The sequence below is a fragment of the Pseudomonas sp. ATCC 43928 genome, from assembly GCF_005938665.2.
Taxonomy (GTDB): domain Bacteria; phylum Pseudomonadota; class Gammaproteobacteria; order Pseudomonadales; family Pseudomonadaceae; genus Aquipseudomonas.
The window spans coordinates 281156-306289 of the sequence record NZ_CP041753.1; the positions used below are offsets into that span (position 1 = coordinate 281156).

Consider the following 25134-nt stretch of genomic DNA (forward strand, 5'->3'; position numbering starts at 1 on the left):
TTGCACGTTGAAGCTCTCCGCAAGTCCGTCGAGCCACGCTAGGCCGACGAACTTGCGTCGCAGCTTCACCTGACCCGGCCCTTGCGCGGCTACTCCCTGTACCCGTAGGTCACTCCGACCCTGAAGCAGTCAGAACGTCCCGACCCCTTGGTCATGCGTCTACCGTCCTCGGGTAGCGCAGTGGAAAGAAGCGCCAGGCCTCTTTCGTGTTTCAAACTCAATACCTGCCTGGATCTTTCTTCAGTCGCGCCATCCACATCTTCTGCATGCCTTCGTCCGGTTTACCGAGTAAGCGGTAGTCGGCATGTCGCGTGGGTGGCCGCGATCGTCATGGCACTGCCGCCCAGAAGCAGGGCGGCCGCCAATGTCTTTAACCGAAACACACATATCAACCTCGACCGCGACGGCCAAAGAAGAAGGAAGCAATGAACATCACCAGGAATACGACAAAGAGAATCTTGGCGATGCCCGTGGCGGTGCCCGCGATACCACCGAAGCCCAATACTGCAGCGATGATGGCAATGATCAGGAATGTGATTGCCCAGCTCAACATGGTGATTCTCCTTACGCTTCTATTTAAGGATGTTGCTTGTGGTGCATTTCCCGGCGCGTTTAGCGCGCCAAGTTCGTTTACTTAAAACACCCAACGTTCCTGGGAGGGCGTCTCGTCCACAGGCCGGGCCTGGTCGACGCCCATCATTCGTATTGAGGCGTTGTCAGCCGGGTTGCTGCTGACGGCGCTGAAGTGGCTTTGGGGGGGATGTGGAATCGAAAGGTGCACTGGCGCCGGTTGCGCGCTTTGCTCCCAACGCATGTACTGCTGGCCACCAATCAGGGTGATCAACAACGCCAACAGGGCAAACAAGCCTTGCTGGACATGCAGTGGCGAAAGACGCAATTGGGCGGCACTTTGGCGATTCATCCTGAAGTTCCTCCCATACGGGTAGTGATCTTTGGCGGGCGCTGGTTCATTAAATGCCCTGATTACCTAGACCATTGCAGCCTGCATGCCAGCTTTAATAAAGAATAAATACGATATAAATCAAAAGGTTATTGTGTTTGTAGAAATCGTTTTGGACGCATCCTGCACGATGATCCGTTTGCAGTCGTGCGTAATGCACGATGAGTTCGCAGGCACTTTCAATATTTTTGGAATTGCGGGGAGGGCGTAGATGTCAGAAAGGGACGCAGGCAATCGCTGAAAGAATGGTCTGTAAATAAAAGTTCAAATAAATCAGCGTATTAGCTGAACTTTGAGTAGATAGATAGCCTGTTGTGGCTGGAATCGACCAGAATCAATCATGCAACTTGCCCGATTTTTCCGGGACTAACCAAGAACACCTATTAAAGGAGCGTAGGAACATGGAATCAGCCACTGAGCATCAAGGCCGCATTCTGCTGGTGGACGACGAATCCGCCATCCTTCGAACCTTTCGCTATTGCCTCGAAGACGAAGGCTACAGCGTGGCCACCGCGACCAGCGCTGCTCAGGCCGAAGCCTTGTTGCAGCGTCAGGTTTTCGATCTGTGCTTCCTCGATTTGCGCCTGGGTGAAGACAATGGCCTCGATGTGCTGGCCCAGATGCGAATTCAGGCGCCCTGGATGCGTGTGGTGATCGTCACCGCTCACTCGGCCGTAGACACTGCAGTGGATGCAATTCAGGCCGGTGCCGCCGACTATCTGGTCAAACCTTGCAGCCCCGATCAGTTACGTCTGGCCACCGCCAAACAGCTGGAAGTGCGGCAACTCTCGGCACGCCTGGAAGCCCTCGAAGGTGAAGTGCGTAAACCCAAGGAGGGGCTGGACTCCCACAGCCCGGCGATGAAAGTGGTGCTTGAAACCGCACGCCAGGTCGCCAGTACCGACGCCAACATTCTGATTCTCGGAGAGTCCGGCACCGGTAAAGGTGAGCTGTCACAGGCCATTCATGGCTGGAGCAAACGCCAGAAGAAATCCTGCATCACCATCAACTGCCCCTCCCTGACAGCGGAATTGATGGACAGTGAACTCTTCGGCCACAGCCGTGGCGCGTTCACCGGTGCCAGCGAAAGCACCTTGGGGCGTGTCAATCAGGCTGATGGCGGAACGTTGTTTCTTGACGAGATCGGCGATTTTCCCCTGACTTTGCAGCCAAAGTTGCTGCGTTTCATCCAGGACAAGGAATACGAGCGTGTGGGTGACCCGGTGACCCGTCGCGCCGACGTGCGAATCCTCGCGGCTACCAACCTCAACCTTGAAGACATGGTCCGCGACGGGCGCTTTCGTGAGGATTTGCTCTATCGGCTGAACGTCATCACTTTGCACCTGCCGCCGCTTCGCGAACGCAGGGAAGACATCCTGAACCTGGCTGACCGTTTCCTGGCGCGCTTCGTCAAGGAATACTCGCGTCCGGCCCGGTGTTTCAGCGACGAGGCCCGCGAGGCGCTGCTCAGCTACCGCTGGCCCGGCAATATCCGCGAGCTGCGCAACGTGGTGGAACGGGCGAGCATTATTTGTCCGCAGGAGCGGGTCGAGATCAGCCACTTGGGCATGGCCGAAGCTCCGACCAACAGTACGCCACGCATTGGCGCCGCGTTGAGCCTGGATGAGTTGGAGAAAGCCCACATCGGCGCGGTCCTTGCCACCGCCGATACCCTGGATCAGGCGGCCAAGACCCTGGGTATCGACGCCTCGACCCTGTACCGCAAACGCAAGCAGTACAACCTGTGAGCTGCACCCGATGAAACTGGCGATGACATTGCGCACCCGGTTGTTCCTGAGTATTTCAGCCTTGATCACCGTGGCGCTGCTCGGGCTGTTGCTCGGGCTGGTCAGCGTGATGCAGATGGCTGGTACGCAGGAGGCCCTGATCCGTGACAACTTCGTCAGGCTGGACCTGGGATTGAAGCTGCGCCAGACCCTGGGTGATCAACTGATCATCATGCTCGGCGAGAAGCCTGATCCCGCGGCGCTCGAGGCATCCAGGCAGCATTACCTCGAATTGCTCGATGAAGGCATTGCTCGCGAGCCGTCCAGCGAGGGCGCCCAGTACGGTTTCAAAAAGGCCAAGGCTGATTACCAGAGCTTTCTGCAGGCCTACGATCTTTCCCGCGATACGGCACAGGTGCTCACTGGGGGCGGGGATCTCACGGAAAAATTCAACACGCTGCGCAACGGTTTGATCGCCGAACAGAAGCGCGCGCTGGATAACATCAGTGAAACCGAACGCCAGGCCCGGGACCGCGCGTTGCTGATTGCCGGCCTGCTCGGGTTGATCGGGGTGGGGGTGCTGTTCATCGGGTTCATTACCGCCCATGCGATCGCCCAGCGTTTCGGAGCTCCGATCGAGGCCCTGGCGGCGGCGGCTGACAACATCGGCCAAGGCAATTTCGAAGTGACTCTGCCGATTTCCTCCGCAGTGGAAATGAACCAGCTGACCCGACGCTTCGGAATCATGGCCGAGGCCCTGCGACAGCACCAAGCCACTAATATCGACGAGCTACTCGCCGGACAGCAGCGTTTGCAAGCAGTGCTCGATAGCATCGACGACGGTTTGCTGATCATTGATCGTCAAGGTCAGCTCGAGCACCTCAACCCGGTGGCTCAGCGCCAGTTAGGCTGGGACACCGAGCGTCTCGGCCAAGGGCTGGGCACGGCACTTGAGCGTCCCGAACTGGATGAACAACTGCATCTGGTGCTGCGCGGCGGCACCCTGGAACGAGTGCCGGACGACCTGAGCATCGAGGTTGACGGGGAGTCGCGATTGCTGACGTATAGCCTGACGCCGGTCAGCCATACCCAGGGTCATATTCTCGGCGCTGTGATGGTGTTGCATGACGTCACCGAGCAGCGTGCCTTCGAACGGGTGCGCAGCGAGTTCGTCTTGCGTGCTTCCCATGAGTTACGCACGCCGGTCACCGGGATGCACATGGCATTCGGCCTGTTCCGCGAGCGGGCGCATTTTGCCGAGGACTCCCGTGAGGCCGACTTGCTGAATACCGTGAATGAAGAAATGCAGCGCTTGATGCAGTTGATCAACGACTTGCTGAATTTCTCTCGCTATCAGAACGGCCTGCAAAAACTCACCCTGGCGCCGTGCTCCATCGAAGATTTACTGGAGCAGGCCCAGGCACGCTTTGCCGGTCCGGCGCAGGAGAAGGGCATTGAGCTGTTGGTGGAAGTGCAGGGAACGTTGCCGCGGCTGCAGGCCGATCAGGCGCAACTGGAGCGGGTGCTCGATAACCTGATCGACAACGCCTTGCGTCATACCTCCCGCGACGGGCTGATACGTTTGCAGGCTCGACGTCATGGGGAGCGGGTGATTATCAGTGTCGAAGACAACGGCGAAGGCATTGCCTACAGCCAGCAAGGAAGGATATTCGAGCCTTTTGTTCAGGTCGGCCGCAAGAAGGGCGGCGCCGGGCTCGGTCTGGCGCTGTGCAAGGAGATCGTGCAGTTGCACGGTGGGCGGATGGGCGTGTATTCACGGCCGGGGCAGGGTTCGCAGTTCTACATGGCGCTGGCGGTATAAGCCTGAACCCTCTCAGTCTTCGTCATCCAGACGCCGCGTTGCCTGTCGGCGGCCACGGGTAATCAATTCGATGAATTGCACAGCGCTCAATGGGTGCGCGAACAGCCAGCCCTGACCGAACTTCACCCCCTCGCTGCTCAGAAACTCTGCCTGGGCTTCATGTTCGATGCCCTCGGCAATCACCTTGAGTTGCAGGGCCTGGGCCATGCGAATGATGTGCGGTGCCACGCCGCTGCTGGCGGCGTCATGACCCAGCGCGTCGATAAATGCCTTGTCGATTTTCAGGCAGTCCACGGGCAGTGTTTGCAGGTAGGCGAGGCTGCAATAGCCAGTGCCGAAGTCATCGATCAGCACCTGATGCCCGACATCGCGCAAGGCCTGCAGGTTTTCTCTGGCCACCACGACATCAACCAATCCGCGCTCGGTCACCTCAAAGGCAATCTGTCTGGCGGCTACACGGTGCAAGGCCAGCAGGCGCGCCATCACCTGACCGATACGCGGCACCATGACGTCGCAGGCCGCCAGGTTGACCGAGATATACAACTGCGGATTGGCGCGCAACAGTTGTCCGAGCTGTTCCAGCAGGCGCTGTAATACGAAATCAGTCATCTGGCGGATCTGGCCGGTGTTTTCCGCCATGGGAATGAACAGCTCGGGGCTGGTCAAGGTGCCGTCCGGCCTTCGCCAGCGCAGCAAGGCTTCGGCTCCGACACAGTTGCGACTGTCGAGGTCGAAGATCGGTTGATACAACACCTGCAATTCGCCTCGTTGTATCGCGCCGTGCAGTTCGGCATCCAGTGATTGACGCTGGCGCACCAGCAGAAACACCAGAATGCCTACGCAGGCACTTAGCGCGAGGCTGGCCGGAAGCAGCCACCACCAAACGGCCGGCACATGCATCCCGGTACGCGGGGTGATCAGCACCAGTTGGTATTCGGGAGTGTTGGTCGGCATTCGGTAAATCAGGCGGGTAGGGGTGACTTGCAGTGCATCGTGATTTTTCGGGGGCCAGGGTTGCGTCGGGGGCCACTCCTGCTCGGCACCGAGCACGGGAATCGCGCGGGTGTCGTGGTCGAGCACCACCAGCAGGCTGCTCCCCGGAGACAGATCAACCATGTCGGTCAAATGCCCGCGAGACGTAGCCACCCGGAAATTGCCACGCCCCAGCATCAGTGCGGCGCGGTTCTCATCGGGTTCTGTGGTGGTGTTCAACCAATAGCTGTAGGTGGGGCCCTCGATGTCCGGTGGCCGGATCACCGAAAGCCCTTCCTGGCGTGGGCGGTTGGAGCAGATTCCTGAAGCATCCATGTAAGCGGCTTCGTAAACGAAGCGGTAATTGAAGCTGACTTGCTGCAATGTGGCGATCATTTCATCGTCGCAGCCCCGCAGCGGTTGAGCTTCAAGGTCGTCGAGGCTTTCGCGCAGTTGCCCGAACAGCTGCTCCAGACGGACCAGAAAGCGCTCCCCCTGGGCGTTCATCTCCTGGCTTTCGTTGTCCTCGACCTGATGCATCGCAATGAACAGACTGCCGGTCATCAGCAGCGTGGCACTCAAGGCAGCCGCCAGCGTCGCCAGAAACCAAGGGCGATAGAACCAGCTACGCAGCTTCTCTCGAGCAGCCGTCATCATGGAATATCCGAAGGATTACCAATGAGTTATAGCTGCTGATTGGGAAAAGACCCTGACCGTCGGGCGGGCGTCATTATTTTGTCTGGTTCAACACCTGGAGAAGCGCCGCGGTTTGCGCGTCCGGCGTGCCGTCGAAACGGGACGGGCGAAAATGCAGCTGAAAAGCCGCCAGCACATTGCGTGTCGCTGCATCCAGTTCGCCGGTTTGTGGCGTGGCGTAGCCCAGGCGGGCAAGTTGTGCCTGAAACCAACTGATGCTTGGCAGCTGCATGGCGAACTGCGCTTGCTGACGCGCCACGGCCTGCTCGTTCGGCCAGATTCCCAGGCCTTCGGCCGCCAGGCGTTTCCAGGGGAACAGCGGGCCAGGGTCGAGCTTGCGCATGGGGGCGATGTCGCTATGGCCGATGATATGGCGAGGGCTGATGCCCTGGCGCTTGCTGATGTCCTTGAGCAGAAAGATCATCGATTGGACCTGGGCTTCGCTGTAGGGATACCAGAGACGCCCGGTCGGGGTGTCCTGGAAGCCCGGATTGACGATTTCGATGCCAATGGAACTGGAATTCAGCCAGGTCCGGCCTTGCCATTGGCTTTCGCCTGCGTGCCAGGCTCGAAGATTTTCATCCATCAGCTTATAGATGGTGGCGTGCTCGTCGTCGCCGATCAGGTAGTGGCTGCTGACTTCGCCATGGGTCAGCAATTGCAGCGAGTCCTCCAGGGATGCGGAGGTGTAATGCATCACCACGAACTGAATACGGCTGTCGTGATTGACTGAAGGGTGGCTGGTATCAATCCGGGGACCGCTGGCGCAACCGGCTAATACGAGCAGCGAAGCAATAAGAGCAAGAAGTTTCATGGTGGAGGCAATATACACGAGACAATAATGCAACAGTGTAACGTATTGCCTTGCGCGCCGACCGCAAAAGCGCGCCTTTAAACAAAATGGAACATTTAACTGTCAGCCCAGTTCTATCCGATTACGCCCAGTGTTTTTCGCGCGATATAACGCCTGATCAGCTCTTTTAAGCACCAGGTCGCTATGTTCGCCCGCTCTGAAGGCGGTCAGTCCCATGGAAATGGTGATAGTGACTCGCTCGCCCTTGAAGTGGAATGGGCAAGCTTCGATCGATGCGCGCAAGGTTTCCAACAGTTTCGCGCCGGCCATCGGCGCCGTGGCAGGCATCAACAGCACAAACTCCTCACCGCCAAACCTGGCTATGAAGTCCGTCCCGCGCAGACGCTTGCGCAGCACACTGGCGATGATTTTCAGCACCTTGTCGCCCGCGAGATGGCCGTAGTTGTCATTGATGCGTTTGAAATGGTCGAGGTCGAGCATCGCCAGTAACAGGGTATTGCCGTGTTGTTGCCATTGACTGATTTCGTGGTCCAGCCGTTCGCTCCAGGCCGCTCGATTCGGCAGGCCGGTCAACGGATCGATCAAAGCCTTCTGGCGCTGTTCTTCGAGGTGCTCGCGGTAACCCAGCGCTTCCTGCTCCATGTGGGCCACCCTTTCAGCCAGGCTTTGCAGGCGGGCAGCGACTTCCTGCTCGCGCTCGTCGCGTTGCTTCTGGTGCTGGTCCATGGTGCCGAGCAGGCCTTCGAGATGGTCTTCCAGCATGTGCTTGAGGTCATCGAGGTCCGCCGCGTCCTGCATGCTGCTTTGCAGGCCGTCGACTTGCTCGCGAATCTGCGTGTCCATCACTCGCGCGGCAGAGCGGTTGTCGGCGTGGCCTTCGCTGGCGGCTTGCAGGTTGCTCTGAAATGATTCGAGGCGTTCGTTGAGTCGTTGCAGATAGGCTTCGAATTCGTGTTGGCCGCTGTCGGTAATGGCCAGCATTAATGTTGCAAGATCATCGAGGATGGGTAGCAGTTCGTACCAATTCAAGCCGTTTTGAAGACGATTGCGCATCGCTTCGGCTTGCGGTCGATGGCGTTCGGGCAGCGTCAGGTCGTCGAGAAGGCCCAGCAGAGTGTCTTCGATGTGCTTGGCCACAGAGCTGTAGGACGGTTCCGGCGAGTCCGGCAGGGCATACAGAATGTCGTGTTCTGACGTTTGCGGATCGCTGGCCTCCGGGATCAGTTCATCCGGGTTGATTGCCGGCGGAGCCTGGGTGGCCGGTACGGCGATCGATGGAGCCGGCTCTTGCGGGTGTTCGAGGTTCGGCTGGATTTGTGGCTCCGGGGCCTGGCTGCTCGTGGCCTCTGGCTCCAGGATGGGCGGGGCGAACGCCACGACTTCGGCTATGGGTGCCGTTGTTGCTGTGGGAGCCGGAGTGTCCACGGGTTCAGCGGGCGCAGCGGCGGGCAGGGCAGCTTCAACGGTTGGCATTACCGCTTGCGGTTTGTTGGCGGCTGGCGCGAGATTGACCGTCGCGAGTGGGAGTTCGGCCAGTGGAGCGGCAACCGGTTCGACAGGTTGCGGTGCAGGCATTGGCAATTCGGGGGCGACGATCTGTGGCGTAGCCTCGTCTGCATCCCGGCTACCGAACAGGCGCTGCAGAAAACCCGGACGACCCGGTTCCACAGGGTTCTCCAACATGCTCAAGGCTTTGCCTTGCAAGCCGCTTAGTTCGCTGAGCAGCAACGGGATTTCGCGAGCCTGGCCGACACGTCCGTTCAGCTGCTTGGCGAAACTCTTCAGTGGCCGGCTCACTTCCCGTGGCAGCGGTAATGCTTGCAACTGAGAGACCAGCGCCGTCAGTGCGGCGCTGACTTGATCAACCCGGGTTTCCCGGCGTTGCTCGGAGTCGAGCACGGCTTTTTCCAGGCGCGGCAGCAAGGCTGCCAGGCCGGCGTCCATGTCGTCTGTGCGTACGACTTCGCGCATTTCCTTCATGCATAGGTCAACGGCGCGATCGGTGCCTTCGGCAGCCAGGGTGCTGCGCACCAGTCCGCGACGCAGCAGGTCGAGCCGGGCGTCCCATCGACGTTCGAGCTTTTCCTGTTGTTCGATGCTTTTGAGGTATTTCTCTTTCCAGCGCTGTGCTTCGTCGCTCATTCAGGCAGGACTCAACGCGGGGAATGCATCGGCCGTGAGCGAGCCCGGCAGACGAATCTCTACCGCGACCGGCAGGTGATCGGAAATGGGTTGTGCCAGCACTTCGACCTTTTCAAGCGTCAGGGTGGGGCTGAGCAGAATGTGGTCCAGGCAGCGCTGTGGGCGCCAGCTGGGAAATGTCGCTTCCATCTGCGGCGCGAGCAGGCCTAAATCGCGCAGCGGGGAATGTTGCAGCAAGTCACCGGCGTGGGTATTCATATCGCCCATCAGCACCTGGTGCTTATAACCGCCGATCAACTCGCGGATGTAAGCCAGTTGCATGCTACGGGCGCGAGCGCCCAGCGCCAGGTGCATCATCACCACCACGAGCGCCTCCGGACCTTCGCCGAAGCGCACCAGAATGGCCCCGCGACCCTTGGGCCCCGGCAGCGGATGATCCTCGATCGCCCACGGGCGCAGGCGGCTGAGCACGCCATTGCTGTGCTGGCCGAGATGACCGAGATTGCGATTGAGTTGTTGATACCAATAAGGGAAGGCGCCGAGCTGCGCCAGGTGTTCGACCTGATTGACGTAGCCTGATCGGAGGCTGCCGCCATCGGCTTCCTGCAAGGCGACCAGATCGAAGTCGCCCAGCAGATTGCCGATTTTTTGCAGGTTGTCGGCACGCCCGGTGTGCGGCAGCAGATGCTGCCAGCCGCGGGTCAGATAGTGCCGATAACGCTCGGTACTGATGCCGACCTGGATATTGAAACTGAGCAAACGCAGACGGCTGTCCACGGGCAACCCCGTCGATTCCAGGTGATGCTCGTTGACCCGCGGGTCGTGCAGGCCAACGATGCGTTCAGTTCCCCAGCGGCGCATGGCAGGTGCCGCGCTTAGTTGGCAACGGCCTTGGTTGCCGCTCGCTCTTTGGCGACCAGTTGGTCGGCCAGTTTCAACGCTTGTTCGGCGCCGCCGGCAGAACCGATGTCAAAGCGATACTTGCCATTGACGATCATGGTAGGCACCCCGGTGATTTCGTATTTCTTGGCAAGCTCTTTGGCTTTGTTGATCTGGCCCTTGATGGCGAAGGAGTCGAAGGTGGCCAGGAATTTGTCCTTGTCTACACCTTGGGTCGCCAGGAAGTCCGCCATGTCTTCTTTGTCGGTCAGTTTCTTGTGTTCTTTCTGGATTGCGTTGAACACCGCAGCGTGAACCTTGCTCTCGACACCCATGGCCTCAAGCGTCAGGAACATCTGGCCGTGGGCATCCCAAGGGCCGCCAAACATGGCCGGGATACGTACGAAATTCACGTCGGAAGGCAGCTTTTCAACCCATGGGTTGATGACGGGTTCGAAGGCATAGCAATGCGGGCAGCCGTACCAGAACAGCTCCACGACTTCGATCTTGCCAGGCTCGGCCACCGGGACCGGGTTGCTCAGTTCGACATAGGGCGCTTCAGGTTTTTCGGCGGCTTGGGCAGTCATGCCGAACAGGCTGGCAGCGACGAGTGCGGCGCTGATGATCAGATTACGCATGCTTTACTCCTGGACAATTTGGGCGCCTCGCGCGACCTGTTTTCAGACAGATTCCGGCGGGCTTGAGTTCTGTAGTGTAACGGCAGCGGCCACAAAAAAGGGCAGCCAAAGCTACCCTTTTTATGTTTGCATCGACGGATTAATCGAGAGTTAACGTTGCAAGAGATGTACATCACTCACAACGCTCGATCACAGGCCTTAGTGCAAGCCTTGAATATAGCTGGAGACGGCGGCGATATCTTCGTCGCTCAGCTTTTTAGCGATGCTTTGCATTGGTTTGGTGTCGCCGTCGTTGGTCCGGCCACCTTCTTCTTTTCTGAATTCGGTCAGTTGCTTGCCGACGTACTGAGCATGCTGGCCGCCCAGGTGCGGGAAGCCGGCAGCTGCGTTGCCTGCGCCATTGGGCGAGTGGCAGCCGGTGCAGGCTGGCAGCCCTTTGGCCAGGTCGCCGCCACGGAACAGTGCTTCACCGCGAGCCACGATTTTCGGGTCGGCGGCACCGACGCTGCCTTTCTGGCTGGCGAAGTAGGCGGAGATATCGGCCAGGTCCTGATCGCTGAGGTTGGTCAGCAGGCCGGTCATTTCCAGCACCGTGCGTTTGCCGGACTTGATGTCGTGCAGCTGCTTGTTCAGATAACGCTCGCCCTGGCCTGCCAGTTTCGGAAAGTTAGGCGCCATGCTATTGCCATCCGGGCCATGACAGGCGCCACATACTGCGGCTTTCGCCTGACCAGCAGTCGCATCACCTGCAGCATGGGCAATACCGGAGATCCCCACGGTCAACAGCAGACTCACGATCAATTTGTTCATCAGCTAATCCAACTACGGCTAAGGGTTAAAGAGTTATGGACCGGGTTTACTCGCTCATCCACTGGATGATGTCTCGGTAATCCTCGGCACTGCAGTCCATGCACAAACCACGCGGCGGCATCGCCTTGAAACCCTGGGTCACGTGTTGCACCAGCGTCTCCATACCTTTCGCCAACCTCGGCGTCCAAGCTTCCTGATCGCCCTTGCGGGGCGCCATGGGTAGTTGGCCGGAATGACAGGCACCACAAACACGGTTGTACACAGCTTCCGGATCCTGTGTAGCCTGAGCGCTGTAAAGCGGCATCAAGACACCGGCAGCTAGCAGCCATTTCGTCATAAAACGACCTTTTCAGGGTTGAGAGCGTGCTGCGTTCTAATGCGCAATCAAGGTCAATCGCTCTCGTGAACTTCATCCTACGCTGGGACAAAGCGCACACAAAATCTGCGGCATTATATACTGGCGTCACTGAAACGGAAACGACACTGCTTGCCGCGTCCATTCCCGGCGCCGCCCACATCGGAAATCCCATGCAACTCAAGAATCCCATCCTCGGCCTGTGCCAACAGTCCACCTTTATGCTCAGCGCCGCCAAAGTCGACCAATGTCCCGACGACGAAGGCTTTGAAGTGGCCTTCGCCGGGCGTTCCAACGCCGGCAAGTCCAGCGCATTGAATACTCTGACCCACGCCAGCCTGGCACGGACCTCGAAAACACCGGGTCGCACACAGCTGTTGAACTTCTTCAAGCTAGACGATGAACGCCGTCTGGTCGACCTGCCAGGCTACGGTTATGCAAAAGTACCGATCCCGTTGAAGATGCACTGGCAGCGTCACCTGGAAGCCTATCTGGGTGGCCGTGAGAGTCTGAAAGGTTTGATTCTGATGATGGACATCCGTCATCCAATGACCGACTTCGACCTGTTGATGCTCGATTGGGCCGTCGCCAGCGGCATGCCGATGCATATTCTGCTGACCAAGGCCGACAAACTGACCTACGGCGCGGCAAAAAACACGCTGCTCAAGGTTCAATCGGAAATCCGCAAGGGTTGGGGCGATACGATCACTATCCAGCTGTTTTCGGCCCCCAAGCGCATGGGCCTGGAAGAAGCCTACACCGTACTGGCGGACTGGATGGAGTTGGCGGACAAGGGTGCCGAGGCTGCCCAGTAAGTCTCTCGAGGCCAATTGGCAGGCAAAAAAAACCCCGGACTTCGTATGGGGAGGGAGAAGTTCCGGGGTTCAAGTTCCGGACCGCTAGGGCGGGGTCCAGATATCTGCCAACACTTAACACAACATAGGAGCATCGAAGGGCTTCACCAGCCATTCAGTATCTCTGAGTGGCGGTTCGCGGATTTAGTTCAGACTATTTTCAAAATCCTTTGGAAATAATCACTGTCGTTTTTCGCTCTATAGCCCTTCGTCATGTGCTGCGGCGCCAGGCCGCAGCACAAACGTCTTTTCAGGTGGCTCAGTGCGCCTCATCCCAGTTGTTGCCTGCGCCCACCTCAACCAGAAGCGGTACGTCCAGTTGTGCGGCGTTGCTCATGTGCACGCGAATCTCCTCGCGTACCTGGTCGACCAGGTCCTCACGCACCTCGAGCACCAATTCATCGTGTACCTGCAGGATGACTTTGGCGTCCAGGCCTGACGATGCCAGCCAGTTGTCCACCGCCACCATGGCTTTCTTGATGATGTCCGCCGCGGTGCCTTGCATCGGGGCGTTGATCGCCGTGCGCTCGGCAGCTTTGCGCAGGGCCTGGTTTTTCGCGTTGATTTCCGGCAAGTACAGGCGACGACCAAAGATGGTTTCGACGAAGCCTTGCTCGGCGGCCTGGGCGCGCGTGCGCTCCATGTACTGCAGCACGCCGGGATAACGGGCGAAATAACGGTCGATGTAGGCCTGGGACTGTTTGCGATCGACGCCGATCTGCTTGGCCAGGCCAAACGCGCTCATGCCGTAGATCAAGCCGAAGTTGATGGCTTTCGCACTTCGACGCTGATCGTTGGTAACCGCATCCAGCTCGACGCCGAACACTTCTGCGGCCGTGGCCCGGTGGACATCGAGGTTGTTGCGGAAGGCATGCAGCAAGCCTTCGTCCTTGGCCAGGTGCGCCATGATCCGCAGTTCGATTTGCGAGTAATCCGCGGCCAGCAGTTTGTAGCCTTTCGGCGCGACGAACGCCTGACGAATCCGGCGACCTTCGGCGGTACGGATCGGAATGTTCTGCAGGTTCGGGTCGATGGACGACAAACGCCCGGTGGCTGCGACAGCTTGCTGGTAAGACGTATGAATGCGCCCGGTGCGTGCGTTGATCTGCTCTGGCAAACGGTCGGTGTAGGTGCTTTTGAGCTTGCTCAGCGAGCGGTATTGCATCAGCACCTTGGGCAGCGGGTAGTCCTGTTCGGCCAACTCGGCCAGCACGGCTTCGGCAGTCGACGCCTGACCCTTGGCGGTTTTGCTGAGTACAGGCAAACCGAGCTTTTCGTAGAGGATCACGCCCAGTTGCTTTGGCGAGCCAAGGTTGAATTCTTCACCGGCAATGGCAAAGGCCTCACGCTCAAGGGCGACCAGTTTCTCGCCCAGCTCGACGCTCTGGATGCCCAGCAGGTTGGCGTCTACAAGCGCGCCCTGACGCTCGATACGGGCCAGGACCGGCATCAGCGGCATTTCAATCTCGTTGAGCACTTTGACCAGGCTTGGCGTCGCGGCCAGTTTTTCCTGCAATACCAGATGCAGGCGGAAGGTGACATCGGCGTCTTCGGCGGCATAGGGACCCGCCAGCTCAAGGGAAATCTGGTCGAAGGTCAGCTGTTTGACGCCTTTGCCCGCAATCTCCTGGATGTCGGTCTTGCTTTGGCCCAGGTACTTGAGCGCCAGGCTGTCCATGTCGTGGCGGGTGGCCGTTGAGTCCAGTACGTAGGACTCGAGCATGGTGTCGTAGGCAATACCCTGAACAGTAATCCCGTTGTTCTGATCGCCACCGATGGCGCAATTGGCGAGGATATTGGTGTCGAACTTCGCATGTTGGCCGACTTTCAGTTTATTCGGGTTTTCCAGCAGCGGTTTCAACGCCAGCAGCACGGAGTCACGGTCCAGTTGTTCCGGTACGCCCATGTAGGAATGGGTCAGCGGAATGTAGGCTGCTTCGTTGGCCGCGACAGAGAACGACAGGCCTACCAGTTGCGCGTGTTGGGCATCGCTGCCGTTGGTTTCGGTGACGAAGGCGATCAGCGGCGCCTTGTCGAGTTTGTCCAGCCAGGCCTCGAAGCGCTTCTGGTCGAGGATGGTTTCGTATTTCGCTTCGGCGGCACCCGGCTGCTCCTGGGCGACCTCGACGATGTCCTGACCCGAACGCTTGGCGTCGCGCTGGTTCTCTTCGAACCAGCTCTTAAACTCCAGCAGGGAATAGAGTTCGGCAAGCTTGTCGTGATCCGGTGGGCCCATCTGCAGATCGTCGAGGCCGATGTCCAGCGGCACGTCGATCTTGATGGTTGCCAATCGGTAAGAAAGAAAGGCCATTTCCTTATGCTCTTCGAGCTTGGCCGGCAGGGTCTTGGCGCCGCGAATCGGCAGGGTCGGGACGATATCGAGCTGCGCATAGAGCTCGGTCAGGCCGCCATTCACGCCAACCAGCAGGCCGGAAGCGGTCTTCGGACCGATACCCGGAACGCCCGGGATGTTGTCGGACGAATCGCCCATCAACGCCAGATAATCGATGATCTGCTCGGGAGCGACGCCGAATTTCTCCTTCACGCCTTCCACGTCCAGCGCGCTACCGGTCATCGTATTGACCAAGGTAATGTGCCCGTCGACCAGTTGTGCCATATCCTTGTCACCGGTGGAAATCACCACCGGACGGTCGGCGGCCGCGCTGCTGCGGGCCAGGGTGCCGATCACATCGTCCGCTTCGACGTTGTCCACGCACAGCAATGGAAAGCCCAAGGCCTTGACGCTGGCGTGCAGCGGCTCGATCTGGACCCGCATATCGTCAGGCATGCTTGGGCGGTTGGCCTTGTACTCGGCGAACATCGCGTCGCGGAACGTCCCGCCCTTGGCGTCGAACACCACGGCGAACGGGCTGTCCGGGTACTGCTTGCGCAGACTCTTGAGCATGTTCAATACGCCCTTGACCGCACCGGTCGGCAGGCCTTTGGACGTGGTCAGCGGTGGCAGCGCATGAAAAGCGCGGTACAGGTAAGAAGAACCGTCCACCAGGACGAGGGGGGCTTGGCTCATGAGCAGGATCAACCTTTTCGGCGGGTCCGGCGCTAGAATAGCGGGACCGTTGACGACAAAGGGACAAGGTTATCATGCGCACACTAAATCGCTTGTTGCTGGCTGGCTTCTTTGCAATCACTCCATTGGCTGTCATGGCGGCGGATGACAAGCCCTCGGCGGACCCGGAAGTAACGATCCGCACGGAAGGCGATAAAACCATTCAGGAGTATCGCCAGAACGGCTTCGTGTACGCGATCAAGGTCACCCCGAAGGTCGGAAAACCGTACTTTCTGATACGTGCGGACGGAACAGATGCAAACTATATCCGCTCGGATCAGCCGGATATGCTGATTCCCTCGTGGAAAATCTTTGAGTGGAAGTAGTTTCTTAATTTCAATCGGCGCTGGCTCAACCGCGGCGCCCGTACTGGCAGTTTTAACCATGTCTGTGTTCACCCCCCTGGCTCGGCCCGAGCTGGAAACCTTTCTCGCCCCTTACGGGCTCGGCCGCCTGCTTGATTTCCAGGGGATCGCCGCCGGTAGCGAAAACACCAATTTCTTTATCAGCCTGGAGCAGGGCGAGTTTGTCCTGACCCTGGTCGAACGCGGTCCGGTGCAGGAGATGCCGTTCTTCATCGAACTGCTCGACGTGCTGCACGACGCCAACCTGCCTGTGCCTTATGCCCTGCGCACCACCGACGGCGTTGCATTGCGTGAGCTGGCCGGTAAACCTGCGCTGTTGCAGCCACGCCTGGCGGGCAAGCACATCAAGGACGCCAACGCCCAGCATTGCGCTCAGGTCGGCGAGCTGCTGGCTCACCTGCACCTGGCGACCCAGGCCAACATGATCAAGCGCAAAACCGATCGCGGCCTGGACTGGATGCTGGAAGAGGGCACGCAGTTTCTCTCGCACCTGAACGCCGAACAAAGCGATTTGCTGCAACGGGCTCTGGAAGAGATCACCCAGCAGAAGACGAAAATTCTGGCGCTGCCGCGGGCCAACATCCATGCGGATCTGTTCCGCGACAATGCGATGTTCGAAGGCACGCACCTGACCGGGTTGATCGACTTCTACAACGCTTGTTCAGGGCCGATGCTCTATGACGTGGCGATTGCCTTGAACGACTGGTGCTCGGATGAGCAAGGGCAGCTCGACGGGGCTCGGGCGCGGGCGTTGCTGGGCGCTTATGCCGCGCTGCGACCGTTCACCGCTGCCGAAGCTGAGTTGTGGCCGACCATGCTGCGCGTGGCGTGCGTGCGGTTCTGGTTGTCGCGGTTGATTGCGGCGGAGTCTTTCGCTGGGCAGGACGTGTTGATTCACGATCCGATGGAGTTTCAACTGCGCTTGGCGCAGCGGCAGAAGGTCGACACGCCGCTGCCTTTCGCCCTTTAAAATGAGGCGAGGGGGCTTGCCCCCTCGCCTCAGGGTCTATGGGATGCTTACAACGACTCCAGGCACCCGGCCAAATCATTCCCCAACTTTTCCAGCACCTGCTCATACCCTTGGGCAGTCGCTGGTGTGTATCCGCCCAATGCATCCAGCTCCGCCAGTTTCACCGGTAGCCCGGCCACCAGGGTTTCTGCCAGGCGCGGGCGCAGCGGCGGTTCGCTGAACACGCAAGTTTTGCCGACTTCCTGCAACCGCGCGCGCATCGCCGCGACGTGCTGGGCACCGGGCTGTACTTCGGCTGCGACACTGAACACACCGGCGTGCTTGAGGCCGTAGGCGTCTTCGAAGTAGTCGAAGGCTTCGTGGAACACGAAGTAAGGCTTGTTCGCGATCCCTGCCAGGCGAGCCTTCAGGCGCAGGTCCAAGGCATCCAGGCGCTCATCGAAGGCTTTGAGGTTGCTCTGATAGCGCGCCGCGTTAGCCGGATCGGCTGCACTCAGATCGGCCGCCATTTTGCTGGCGATCACTCGGGCGTTGATCGGTGACAACCACAAGTGCGCATCCAGGCTGCCGGGGCGATGATCGTGGTCATGCTCATCGGCTTCTTCGGCGTGGGAGTGGCTGTCTTCGGCGAAACGTCGCAGCTTCAGGCCAGGCAAATCCTGCACTGCGACGCTGGGCAGCGTACGACCTTTCAGTACGCGAGGCAGAAAACCCTCCATGTCCGGACCGATCCAGTAAACCAGGTCCACCGACTGCACCTTCCGTACGTCGGATGGGCGCAAGGCATAGTTATGCGGTGATGCTCCGGGCGGCAGCAACACTTCCGGAATCGCCACACCTTCCTGCACCGCAGCAGCAATCAGCTGCAGCGGCTTGATGCTGGTAAGTACTTTGACTTCGGCCTGGGCTGAACCGATCAGCAGAAAACTTGCGACAAATGCGACAAAGATAGAAAAAAGTCGGGACACGATGACCACTCGAAGAGGCGAGAACGGGTAACATAATAACGTCTCTCACAACACTCGTCGCCGCTCATGCCTAAAACACCGATTGCCAGTCGTCCCCACGACCACTCTCATTGCGTCCATAGCGCATTGTCTGAGGCCGATGCCTTGTGCGCACGTCAGGGGCTACGCCTGACCGCTTTGCGCCGGCGGGTGCTGGAACTGGTCTGGCAAAGCCATAAACCGCTGGGTGCCTACGACATTCTGGCGGTGCTCAGCGAGCAGGACGGCCGCCGAGCTGCGCCGCCGACCGTGTATCGCGCGCTGGATTTTCTGCTGGAAAACGGCCTGGTACACCGCATCTCCTCGCTGAACGCCTTCGTCGGCTGCAATCACCCGGAACACGCTCACCAAGGCCAGTTCCTGATTTGCCGCCAATGCCACGCCGCCATCGAGCTTGAACAGAAGTCCATCAGCGACGCGATCGTCGGCAGCGCCAGGGACGTCGGATTTATCGTCGAGGCCCAGACCGTTGAAGTCATCGGTCTCTGCTCGGGTTGCCAGGGGGCTTAATGAGCAATGCGCTGATCCGTCTTGAGCAGGTGGCCGTCACTTTTGCCGGGCAAAACGTGCTGGATAACATCGAACTGAGCGTCGAGCCGGGGCAGATCGTTACCCTGATCGGCCCTAATGGCGCCGGCAAAACCACGCTGGTGCGCGCGGTGCTCGGTTTGTTGAAGCCCGACAGCGGCAGCGTCTGGCGCAAGCCGAAGTTGCGCGTCGGTTACATGCCGCAAAAACTCCATGTCGATCCAACCCTGCCGCTATCAGTGCTGCGTTTCTTGCGTCTGGTCCCTGGCGTGGACCGCGCTCGGGCCTTGGCCGCCCTCAAGGAGGTCGGCGCCGAGCAGGTGATCGACAGCCCGGTACAAAGTGTTTCCGGTGGCGAAATGCAGCGAGTACTGCTGGCCCGGGCATTGCTGCGCGAGCCGGAGTTGCTGGTGCTCGATGAGCCGGTACAAGGCGTCGACGTGGCCGGTCAAGCCGAGCTCTATAGCCTGATCACACGTCTGCGCGACCGTCATGGCTGCGGCGTATTGATGGTCTCTCACGATTTGCATCTGGTGATGAGCACCACCGACCAGGTGGTGTGTCTGAATCGCCATGTCTGCTGCTCCGGGCATCCCGAGCAGGTCAGCGGCGATCCCGCGTTCGTCGAACTGTTCGGAAAGAACGCACAAAGTCTGGCGATTTATCACCACCATCACGACCACGCTCACGACCTGCATGGCTCGGTGGTCATTGCGACCCCGTCGGCCCATACCCATATTCATGGAGATAGCTGCAAGCATGGCTGATTTTCTGCTCTTCGCCCTGCTTGCAGGTCTGGCCCTGGCGCTGGTTGCGGGCCCGTTGGGTTCGTTTGTGGTCTGGCGGCGCATGGCTTATTTCGGCGACACCCTGTCCCACGCCGCGCTGCTGGGTGTGGCGCTGGGCTTTCTGCTGGATGTCAGCCCGACCGTGGCTGTCACCGTAGGCTGCCTGTTGCTGGCAGTGTTGCTGGTGACGCTGCAACAGCGGCAGCCATTGGCGTCTGACACGCTGTTGGGAATTCTCGCACCGAGCACGCTCTCCCTGGGCCTGGTGGTACTAAGCTTCATGCATGAAGTGCGGATCGACCTGATGGCCTATCTGTTCGGCGACCTGCTGGCGATCAGCCCGACCGATCTGGCCTGGATCCTCGGCGGCAGCGCGGCGGTGCTGGTATTGCTTGTCACGCTGTGGCGACCCTTGCTGGCGATCACCGTGCATGAAGAACTGGCCAGGGTGGAAGGTTTGCCGGTGGCGGCGTTGCGTCTGGTCCTGATGTTGCTGATCGCCGTGGTGATCGCGGTGGCGATGAAAATCGTCGGCGTGTTGCTGATTACTTCGTTACTGATTATTCCGGCGGCTGCGGCACAACGTCACGCCCGCTCGCCGGAGCAGATGGCACTGGGCGCGAGCCTGCTGGGCATGCTCGCGGTGTGTGGCGGGCTGGCGTTGTCCTGGTTCAAGGACACCCCGGCTGGCCCGTCGATTGTGGTGGCGGCCGCCGCGTTGTTTCTGCTGAGTTTTGTCCTGCCCCGTCGAGGGGTGTAGACTTGCTCGTTTTTTGCGCAAATAGAGAGTCGCAGGAATGAAGCCGTTCGCCTCCAGTTATCTGCTCCTTGTCGCATTTTCGCTGCTACTGGGTGCTTGCCAAAGCACGCCGCCGGCGGCCACCGAGGCCCCCGATGCACGGGCCACGGCTATTGCACAGCTGGAACAAAGCCTGGCCAGCAGCGAGCTGGCCACCGCCGAGGATCAATTGGCGGCCTTGCAGGCCGAGTCGCCCAACGATCAATCCCTTGAGCAATACCAGCGGCAATTGGCCGAAGCCTATTTGCTGCGCAGCCAGATCGTGTTGCAAAAAGGTGATGTGAATGCCGCGGCCACTGCCCTCAGCCGTGCCCGGGTATTGATGCCCAAGGCCCCGGCGCTGACCGGTGGCGTTAATAATGCAATTGTTCATGCACGCAAGGCTGAACTGGATAAAGCCGAAGCGGCCCTCAAGGCTGCCGAAGCCAGACCGCAGGCCAAAGTGATCGACCCGACGGCTGAAAGCACGACGGTGGCATTGAACCTCAACGATATGAGCAAACTTCGTCGTCAACTGGATGCTATCGCCGCCGATGTGGTGAATTATCAGTGCGACGTGAGCATTCAGGTTCCCCGTACTCAGGACTACCCATGGTTGGCCACGTTGCTGACCAAACGGGTGAAGAAGCTGGATTCGGGGTTTGATCTGAAGCTGGAGAAACAGATTCTGCGCAATATTCCGGCGCAGATGGTTTTGAGCCCTCGCAAGCCCTAAAAGCATCGCGGGCAAGCCTAGGTCCTACAGGCCCGGATTGATCACACATTATGTGTACGACCCAAAACCGTAGGAGCGAGGCTTGCCCGCGAAGGCGCCCTTCCTGTCGATAGAAATCCCTAAGCCGGAATCGCCTTGGCCTTAGGCTCCCTGTCCCATACTCTATGCTGACCGATCGCGGCAAAAAACGCCTTGAACAACTTGGTATCCGTACCCACGATCAACCCCGCGTCCGCTTCCAGTTTCAATACCTCCAGCAACTGCTTCGCTTCGCCATGCAAGGCGATCGCCTTCAGGTGTTTGTATGCCTCCAACAGGTAATGCAGCGCCACACCATCACTGCTTAGTGCCTTGATCGACGCCGCGCCACCCGGCACGAACACCGCGTCGAAGGCCACGGACGGCAAACCTTCCATCGACGCATCCACCGGCAGTGCTTTGCCATTGGCGGTGGTCACGGGGGCCGAGGTCGGGCCGAGCAGTTTGGCGTGAGCGCCTTCGGCCTTCAGCGCTTTCTTCATGGCGTCAATCGCCGCGCCATCGACACCGTTGGCCGCCAGGATCGCGACTTTTCGGGTTTTAATGTCTTCGGGCAACAAGTTAGCCTGGCTCAGGGCAGGGGAGTGATCCAGTGAGGTGTTACGCACCTTGACCGTTCCAGCCTTCGGAACCGGCAAGCCCAGGTTCTGCGCCACGCGTTTGGCCAGTTCCAGATCGATATTGGCCAGGATCTCATTGACCTGACGCACACGAATAAACTCGCGTTCGACCTTGCCCAGCTCAAAGCTGTAGGCGGCAATGATGTGCTCCTGTTCGTGCTTGCTCATGCTGTGGAAAAACAGCCGAGCCTGGGAGAAGTGGTCGCTGAACGACTCGCTGCGCTGGCGGATCTTGGCGGCGTCGACGCGCTCCGGGTAACTCTCGAAGCCGCCGTCCTGCGCTGCGGGCAGGGTCTCCTTCGGCCAGCCACTGTCGATGGAGTTCGGCTCGTAGGAAGCACGCCCCTTGTCGATGGTGGTGCGGTGCTGCGCATCCCGTTGACCGTTATGGAACGGTGCCAGTGGGCGGTTGATCGGGATCTCGTGAAAGTTCGGTCCGCCAAGTCGGCTGATCTGCGTATCGGTGTAGGAAAACAGCCGGCCTTGTAGCAGCGGATCATTCGAAAAATCGATTCCGGGCACGATATGCCCTGGGCAGAAGGCAACCTGTTCAGTCTCGGCGAAGAAGTTGTCCGGGTTGCGGTTGAGCACCATCTTGCCCAGGGGAGTGATCGGTACGATTTCCTCGGGGATGAGCTTGGTCGGATCAAGGATGTCGAAGTCGAAGGCATGTTCGCTTTCCTCCTCGATGACCTGTACGCCCAATTCCCACTCTGGATAGTCCCCCGTCTCGATGGACTCCCAGAGATCACGGCGATGGAAGTCGGCGTCTTTCCCGGCGAGCTTCTGCGCTTCATCCCACACCAGCGAACAGGTGCCGGCGACGGGGCGCCAATGGAATTTGACGAACCGCGATTTGCCCTCGGCGTTGATCATGCGGAACGTGTGCACGCCGAAGCCTTGCATGCTGCGCAGGCTTTTGGGGATCGCCCGGTCAGACATGGTCCAGATCACCATGTGCGCGGACTCCGGCACCAGAGAAACAAAGTCCCAAAAGGTGTCGTGGGCCGAACCGCCGGTAGGAATTTCATTGTGGGGCTCGGGTTTTACCGCGTGCACGAAGTCAGGAAACTTGATCGCATCCTGAATGAAGAACACCGGCATGTTGTTACCCACGAGGTCGAAGTTGCCTTCGTCGGTGAAAAACTTCACCGCGAAACCGCGTACGTCGCGCACGGTATCCCCCGACCCGCGCGGGCCTTGCACCGTGGAGAAGCGCACAAAAACCGGAGTTTTTTGATGTGGATCTTGTAGGAATGCGGCCTTGGTCAGTACGGAATGGGGCTCGTAGGCCTGGAAGTAACCGTGGGCGCCAGTGCCGCGGGCATGAACGATGCGCTCAGGAATACGTTCATGGTCAAAATGCGTGATCTTTTCACGCATGATGAAGTCTTCCAGCAATGACGGCCCACGGGCGCCGGCCTTCAACGTGTTCTGATTGTCCGCGACCTTCACGCCCTGGTTGGTGCGCAGGGCCTGCTCGGTGGCATCGGAGCGAAATTGTTCCAGGCTGTCGAGCTTGGGATTGGTGTTGCTGCGGTCCAGGGTATCGGTCCCGGCCAGTGCGCTGGTGGCGGCAGGCTTTTTAGTACTCATCAGACGTAGACTCCTCGTTGCGATTCCCGTCGTGGTCAGGGCTCATTGGCATTGCCCGGGCTTTTTCGAGTTGCTTAATGAGTGACTGATGAGGCGCTGGCGCCGTTCCTTTTTTCTGACCTTTGATCGCGTTATTGCCAAATCGCTGGTTGAAAGCGAAATAAATGCTAAGAACCTCTATACGGACAGGCTAAAATGCGCGCCCGGCTAACCGCTGATCCTTTTCTAACGCGCCCCACAAGGTTCGCTACGTGATCGAGTTTCAAAACGTCCACAAAACTTACCGCGTCGCCGGTAAGGATATTCCCGCCCTGCATCCGACCAGTCTGACGATTGAGAACGGTCAGGTCTTTGGCCTGATCGGCCATTCCGGTGCGGGAAAAAGTACCCTGCTGCGCCTGATCAACCGCCTGGAAAACTCCAGTGGCGGCAAGATCATCGTCGATGGTGAAGAAGTCACAGCGCTGGATGCCAACGGCCTGCGACGTTTCCGTCAGCAGGTCGGGATGATTTTCCAGCACTTCAACTTGCTGGCGTCCAAGACCGTGGCCGATAACGTCGCGCTGCCGCTGACCCTCGCCGGTGAGCTGTCGCGTAGCGAAATCGACCAGCGTGTGGCGCAGTTGCTGGCGCGGGTTGGCCTGGCCGACCATGCGAAAAAATACCCGGCGCAACTGTCCGGTGGTCAGAAGCAGCGTGTCGGCATCGCCCGCGCCCTGGCAACCAAGCCGAAAATTTTGCTGTGCGACGAAGCCACCAGTGCCCTCGACCCGCAGACCACGGCGTCGGTTTTGCAATTGCTGGCCGAGATCAATCGCGAGCTGAAGCTGACCATTGTTCTGATCACCCACGAGATGGATGTGATTCGTCGAGTCTGCGATCAGGTGGCGGTGATGGATGCCGGTGTGATCGTCGAGCAAGGTTCGGTGGCCGAAGTGTTCCTGCACCCCAAGCACCCGACCACCAAGCGCTTCGTCCAGGAAGACGAGCAGATCGACGAGAGCGAACAGCGCGACGACTTCGCTCATGTGCCGGGCCGCATCGTGCGTCTGACCTTCCAGGGCGAAGCGACCTATGCACCATTGCTGGGTACCGTCGCCCGGGAAACGGGCGTGGACTACAGCATCCTGGCCGGTCGTATCGATCGCATCAAAGAGGTTCCCTACGGCCAATTGACCCTGGCCGTCACCGGTGGCGACATGGAAGCGGCGTTTGCTCACTTCACCGCAGCTGATGTCCATATGGAGGTGCTGCGCTGATGGAAGTCCTGATGAGTTTCTTTTCCAATATCGACTGGTACGAAATCTGGCTGGCCACCGGCGACACCCTGCTGATGCTTGGCGGTTCGCTGTTGTTCACCGTGCTGCTGGGGTTGCCGTTGGGCGTGCTGTTGTTCTTGTGCAGCCCGCGCCAGTTGCTGGAAGCCAAAGGCGTCTACGCGATGCTATCGCTGGTGGTGAACATTCTGCGTTCGCTGCCGTTCATCATTCTGCTGATCGTGATGATTCCGTTCACCGTATTGATTACCGGCACCTCCCTCGGTGTCGCCGGTGCGATCCCACCGCTGGTGGTGGGCGCCACGCCGTTCTTCGCGCGACTGGTGGAAACCGCCCTGCGTGAAGTGGATCGCGGCATCATCGAAGCGACCCAGGCCATGGGCGCGACGACCCGTCAGATCATCACCAACGCCTTGCTGCCGGAAGCCCGCCCGGGCATCTTCGCAGCGATTACGGTGACAGCGATTACACTGGTGTCCTACACAGCAATGGCCGGTGTGGTCGGCGCTGGCGGCTTGGGCGACCTGGCGATCCGTTTCGGTTACCAGCGTTTCCAGACCGACGTGATGGTGGTCACTGTGGTGTTGCTGCTGGTGCTGGTTCAAGTGCTGCAAACCGTCGGCGACAAGCTGGTGGTTCATTTCTCCCGCAAATAAACAGTTTTCGTCACTTAAGACATGAGCCGGCCATTCG

Annotated in this window: 23 protein-coding genes and 1 pseudogene; 11 read left to right on the top strand and 13 right to left on the bottom strand. The window is 59.3% G+C overall.

Annotated elements, in window-relative coordinates:
* Window positions 1–217: 217 nt before the first annotated feature.
* The 3 genes and pseudogenes from FFH90_RS01285 to FFH90_RS01295 all read right to left on the bottom strand — a co-directional run.
* A pseudogene (locus FFH90_RS01285) lies at window positions 218–322 on the bottom strand (Ivy family c-type lysozyme inhibitor); the annotation flags it as partial.
* Between the two features lie 66 nt (window positions 323–388).
* Entirely contained in the window at window positions 389–553 is a 165-nt protein-coding gene (locus tag FFH90_RS01290) for a DUF1328 domain-containing protein (protein ID WP_003177151.1), read from the bottom strand.
* A gap of 81 nt (window positions 554–634) precedes the next feature.
* Window positions 635–922 carry a hypothetical protein gene (locus FFH90_RS01295; protein WP_064615662.1) on the bottom strand — a complete coding sequence of 96 codons (288 nt, stop codon included), beginning with the start codon at window positions 920–922 and terminating at the stop codon, window positions 635–637.
* Between the two features lie 440 nt (window positions 923–1362).
* Between FFH90_RS01295 and algB the strand changes: the two genes are divergently transcribed.
* Window positions 1363–2709 (top strand): sigma-54-dependent response regulator transcription factor AlgB, encoded by a 1347-nt coding sequence (gene algB / locus FFH90_RS01300; RefSeq protein WP_086945253.1) that lies wholly within the window; start codon window positions 1363–1365, stop codon window positions 2707–2709.
* Window positions 2710–2719: 10 nt separating this feature from the next.
* A complete protein-coding gene (locus FFH90_RS01305; protein ID WP_111453128.1) occupies window positions 2720–4510 on the top strand; it encodes a KinB sensor domain-containing domain in 1791 nt (596 codons plus the stop codon).
* Window positions 4511–4522: 12 nt separating this feature from the next.
* On the opposite strand, the gene FFH90_RS01310 is transcribed toward FFH90_RS01305, so the two are convergent.
* The 7 genes from FFH90_RS01310 to FFH90_RS01345 form a co-directional block, all read right to left on the bottom strand.
* Entirely contained in the window at window positions 4523–6139 is a 1617-nt protein-coding gene (locus tag FFH90_RS01310) for an EAL domain-containing protein (protein WP_018927280.1), read from the bottom strand.
* A gap of 73 nt (window positions 6140–6212) precedes the next feature.
* Entirely contained in the window at window positions 6213–6992 is a 780-nt protein-coding gene (locus tag FFH90_RS01315) for an N-acetylmuramoyl-L-alanine amidase (RefSeq protein ID WP_138866575.1), read from the bottom strand.
* A gap of 102 nt (window positions 6993–7094) precedes the next feature.
* Window positions 7095–9134 carry a GGDEF domain-containing protein gene (locus FFH90_RS01320; RefSeq protein ID WP_138866576.1) on the bottom strand — a complete coding sequence of 680 codons (2040 nt, stop codon included), beginning with the start codon at window positions 9132–9134 and terminating at the stop codon, window positions 7095–7097.
* Window positions 9135–9995: an endonuclease/exonuclease/phosphatase family protein gene (locus tag FFH90_RS01325; protein WP_007940704.1), complete on the bottom strand. Its 861-nt coding sequence runs from the start codon at window positions 9993–9995 to the stop codon at window positions 9135–9137.
* 14 nt (window positions 9996–10009) lie between these two features.
* A complete protein-coding gene (locus FFH90_RS01330) occupies window positions 10010–10651 on the bottom strand; it encodes a thiol:disulfide interchange protein DsbA/DsbL (RefSeq protein WP_019580303.1) in 642 nt (213 codons plus the stop codon).
* 198 nt (window positions 10652–10849) lie between these two features.
* On the bottom strand, window positions 10850–11461 hold the full coding sequence (locus FFH90_RS01340; protein ID WP_007940706.1) for a cytochrome c4: 612 nt from the start codon (window positions 11459–11461) through the stop codon (window positions 10850–10852).
* A gap of 46 nt (window positions 11462–11507) precedes the next feature.
* Window positions 11508–11798 (bottom strand): cytochrome c5 family protein, encoded by a 291-nt coding sequence (locus FFH90_RS01345; protein WP_138866577.1) that lies wholly within the window; start codon window positions 11796–11798, stop codon window positions 11508–11510.
* Window positions 11799–11989: 191 nt separating this feature from the next.
* Here FFH90_RS01345 and yihA point away from each other — a divergent pair, with 191 nt between their 5' ends.
* On the top strand, window positions 11990–12631 hold the full coding sequence (gene yihA, locus FFH90_RS01350) for a ribosome biogenesis GTP-binding protein YihA/YsxC (RefSeq protein WP_138866578.1): 642 nt from the start codon (window positions 11990–11992) through the stop codon (window positions 12629–12631).
* A gap of 298 nt (window positions 12632–12929) precedes the next feature.
* On the opposite strand, the gene polA is transcribed toward yihA, so the two are convergent.
* The gene (gene polA, locus FFH90_RS01355; RefSeq protein ID WP_138866579.1) at window positions 12930–15698 is read right to left on the bottom strand and encodes a DNA polymerase I; all 2769 of its coding nucleotides are present in this window, start codon (window positions 15696–15698) and stop codon (window positions 12930–12932) included.
* A 74-nt stretch (window positions 15699–15772) separates the two neighbouring features.
* On the opposite strand from polA, the gene FFH90_RS01360 reads away from it, so the two are divergent.
* Together FFH90_RS01360 and FFH90_RS01365 are read left to right on the top strand one after the other, a co-directional pair.
* Entirely contained in the window at window positions 15773–16063 is a 291-nt protein-coding gene (locus tag FFH90_RS01360) for a DUF2782 domain-containing protein (RefSeq protein ID WP_111453131.1), read from the top strand.
* 58 nt (window positions 16064–16121) lie between these two features.
* Window positions 16122–17072: a homoserine kinase gene (locus FFH90_RS01365; RefSeq protein ID WP_018927273.1), complete on the top strand. Its 951-nt coding sequence runs from the start codon at window positions 16122–16124 to the stop codon at window positions 17070–17072.
* A 47-nt stretch (window positions 17073–17119) separates the two neighbouring features.
* On the opposite strand, the gene FFH90_RS01370 is transcribed toward FFH90_RS01365, so the two are convergent.
* Window positions 17120–18040 carry a zinc ABC transporter substrate-binding protein ZnuA gene (locus FFH90_RS01370; RefSeq protein WP_086945255.1) on the bottom strand — a complete coding sequence of 307 codons (921 nt, stop codon included), beginning with the start codon at window positions 18038–18040 and terminating at the stop codon, window positions 17120–17122.
* A 66-nt stretch (window positions 18041–18106) separates the two neighbouring features.
* On the opposite strand from FFH90_RS01370, the gene zur reads away from it, so the two are divergent.
* Genes zur through FFH90_RS01390 form a run of 4 tightly spaced genes read left to right on the top strand, consistent with a single transcriptional unit; the run spans window position 18107 to window position 20909 of the window.
* The gene (gene zur, locus FFH90_RS01375; protein ID WP_026286509.1) at window positions 18107–18589 is read left to right on the top strand and encodes a zinc uptake transcriptional repressor Zur; all 483 of its coding nucleotides are present in this window, start codon (window positions 18107–18109) and stop codon (window positions 18587–18589) included.
* Window positions 18589–19374, top strand: a complete 786-nt coding sequence (gene znuC / locus FFH90_RS01380; RefSeq protein ID WP_138866580.1) for a zinc ABC transporter ATP-binding protein ZnuC — start codon at window positions 18589–18591, stop codon at window positions 19372–19374. The genes zur and znuC overlap by 1 nt, the downstream gene beginning before the upstream one ends.
* On the top strand, window positions 19367–20155 hold the full coding sequence (gene znuB, locus FFH90_RS01385; protein ID WP_019580298.1) for a zinc ABC transporter permease subunit ZnuB: 789 nt from the start codon (window positions 19367–19369) through the stop codon (window positions 20153–20155). The genes znuC and znuB overlap by 8 nt, the downstream gene beginning before the upstream one ends.
* Window positions 20156–20192: 37 nt before the next feature.
* Window positions 20193–20909 (top strand): PA5502 family lipoprotein, encoded by a 717-nt coding sequence (locus FFH90_RS01390; RefSeq protein ID WP_138866581.1) that lies wholly within the window; start codon window positions 20193–20195, stop codon window positions 20907–20909.
* A 119-nt stretch (window positions 20910–21028) separates the two neighbouring features.
* Here the strand turns inward: FFH90_RS01390 and katE are convergent, their stop codons facing one another.
* Entirely contained in the window at window positions 21029–23167 is a 2139-nt protein-coding gene (gene katE / locus FFH90_RS01395) for a catalase HPII (RefSeq protein ID WP_290371192.1), read from the bottom strand.
* A 248-nt stretch (window positions 23168–23415) separates the two neighbouring features.
* Between katE and FFH90_RS01400 the strand changes: the two genes are divergently transcribed.
* Window positions 23416–24423 carry a methionine ABC transporter ATP-binding protein gene (locus FFH90_RS01400; protein WP_019651207.1) on the top strand — a complete coding sequence of 336 codons (1008 nt, stop codon included), beginning with the start codon at window positions 23416–23418 and terminating at the stop codon, window positions 24421–24423.
* Window positions 24423–25097 carry a methionine ABC transporter permease gene (locus tag FFH90_RS01405; protein ID WP_018927268.1) on the top strand — a complete coding sequence of 225 codons (675 nt, stop codon included), beginning with the start codon at window positions 24423–24425 and terminating at the stop codon, window positions 25095–25097. Before FFH90_RS01400 ends, FFH90_RS01405 begins: the two co-directional genes overlap by 1 nt.
* Window positions 25098–25134: the final 37 nt, after the last annotated feature.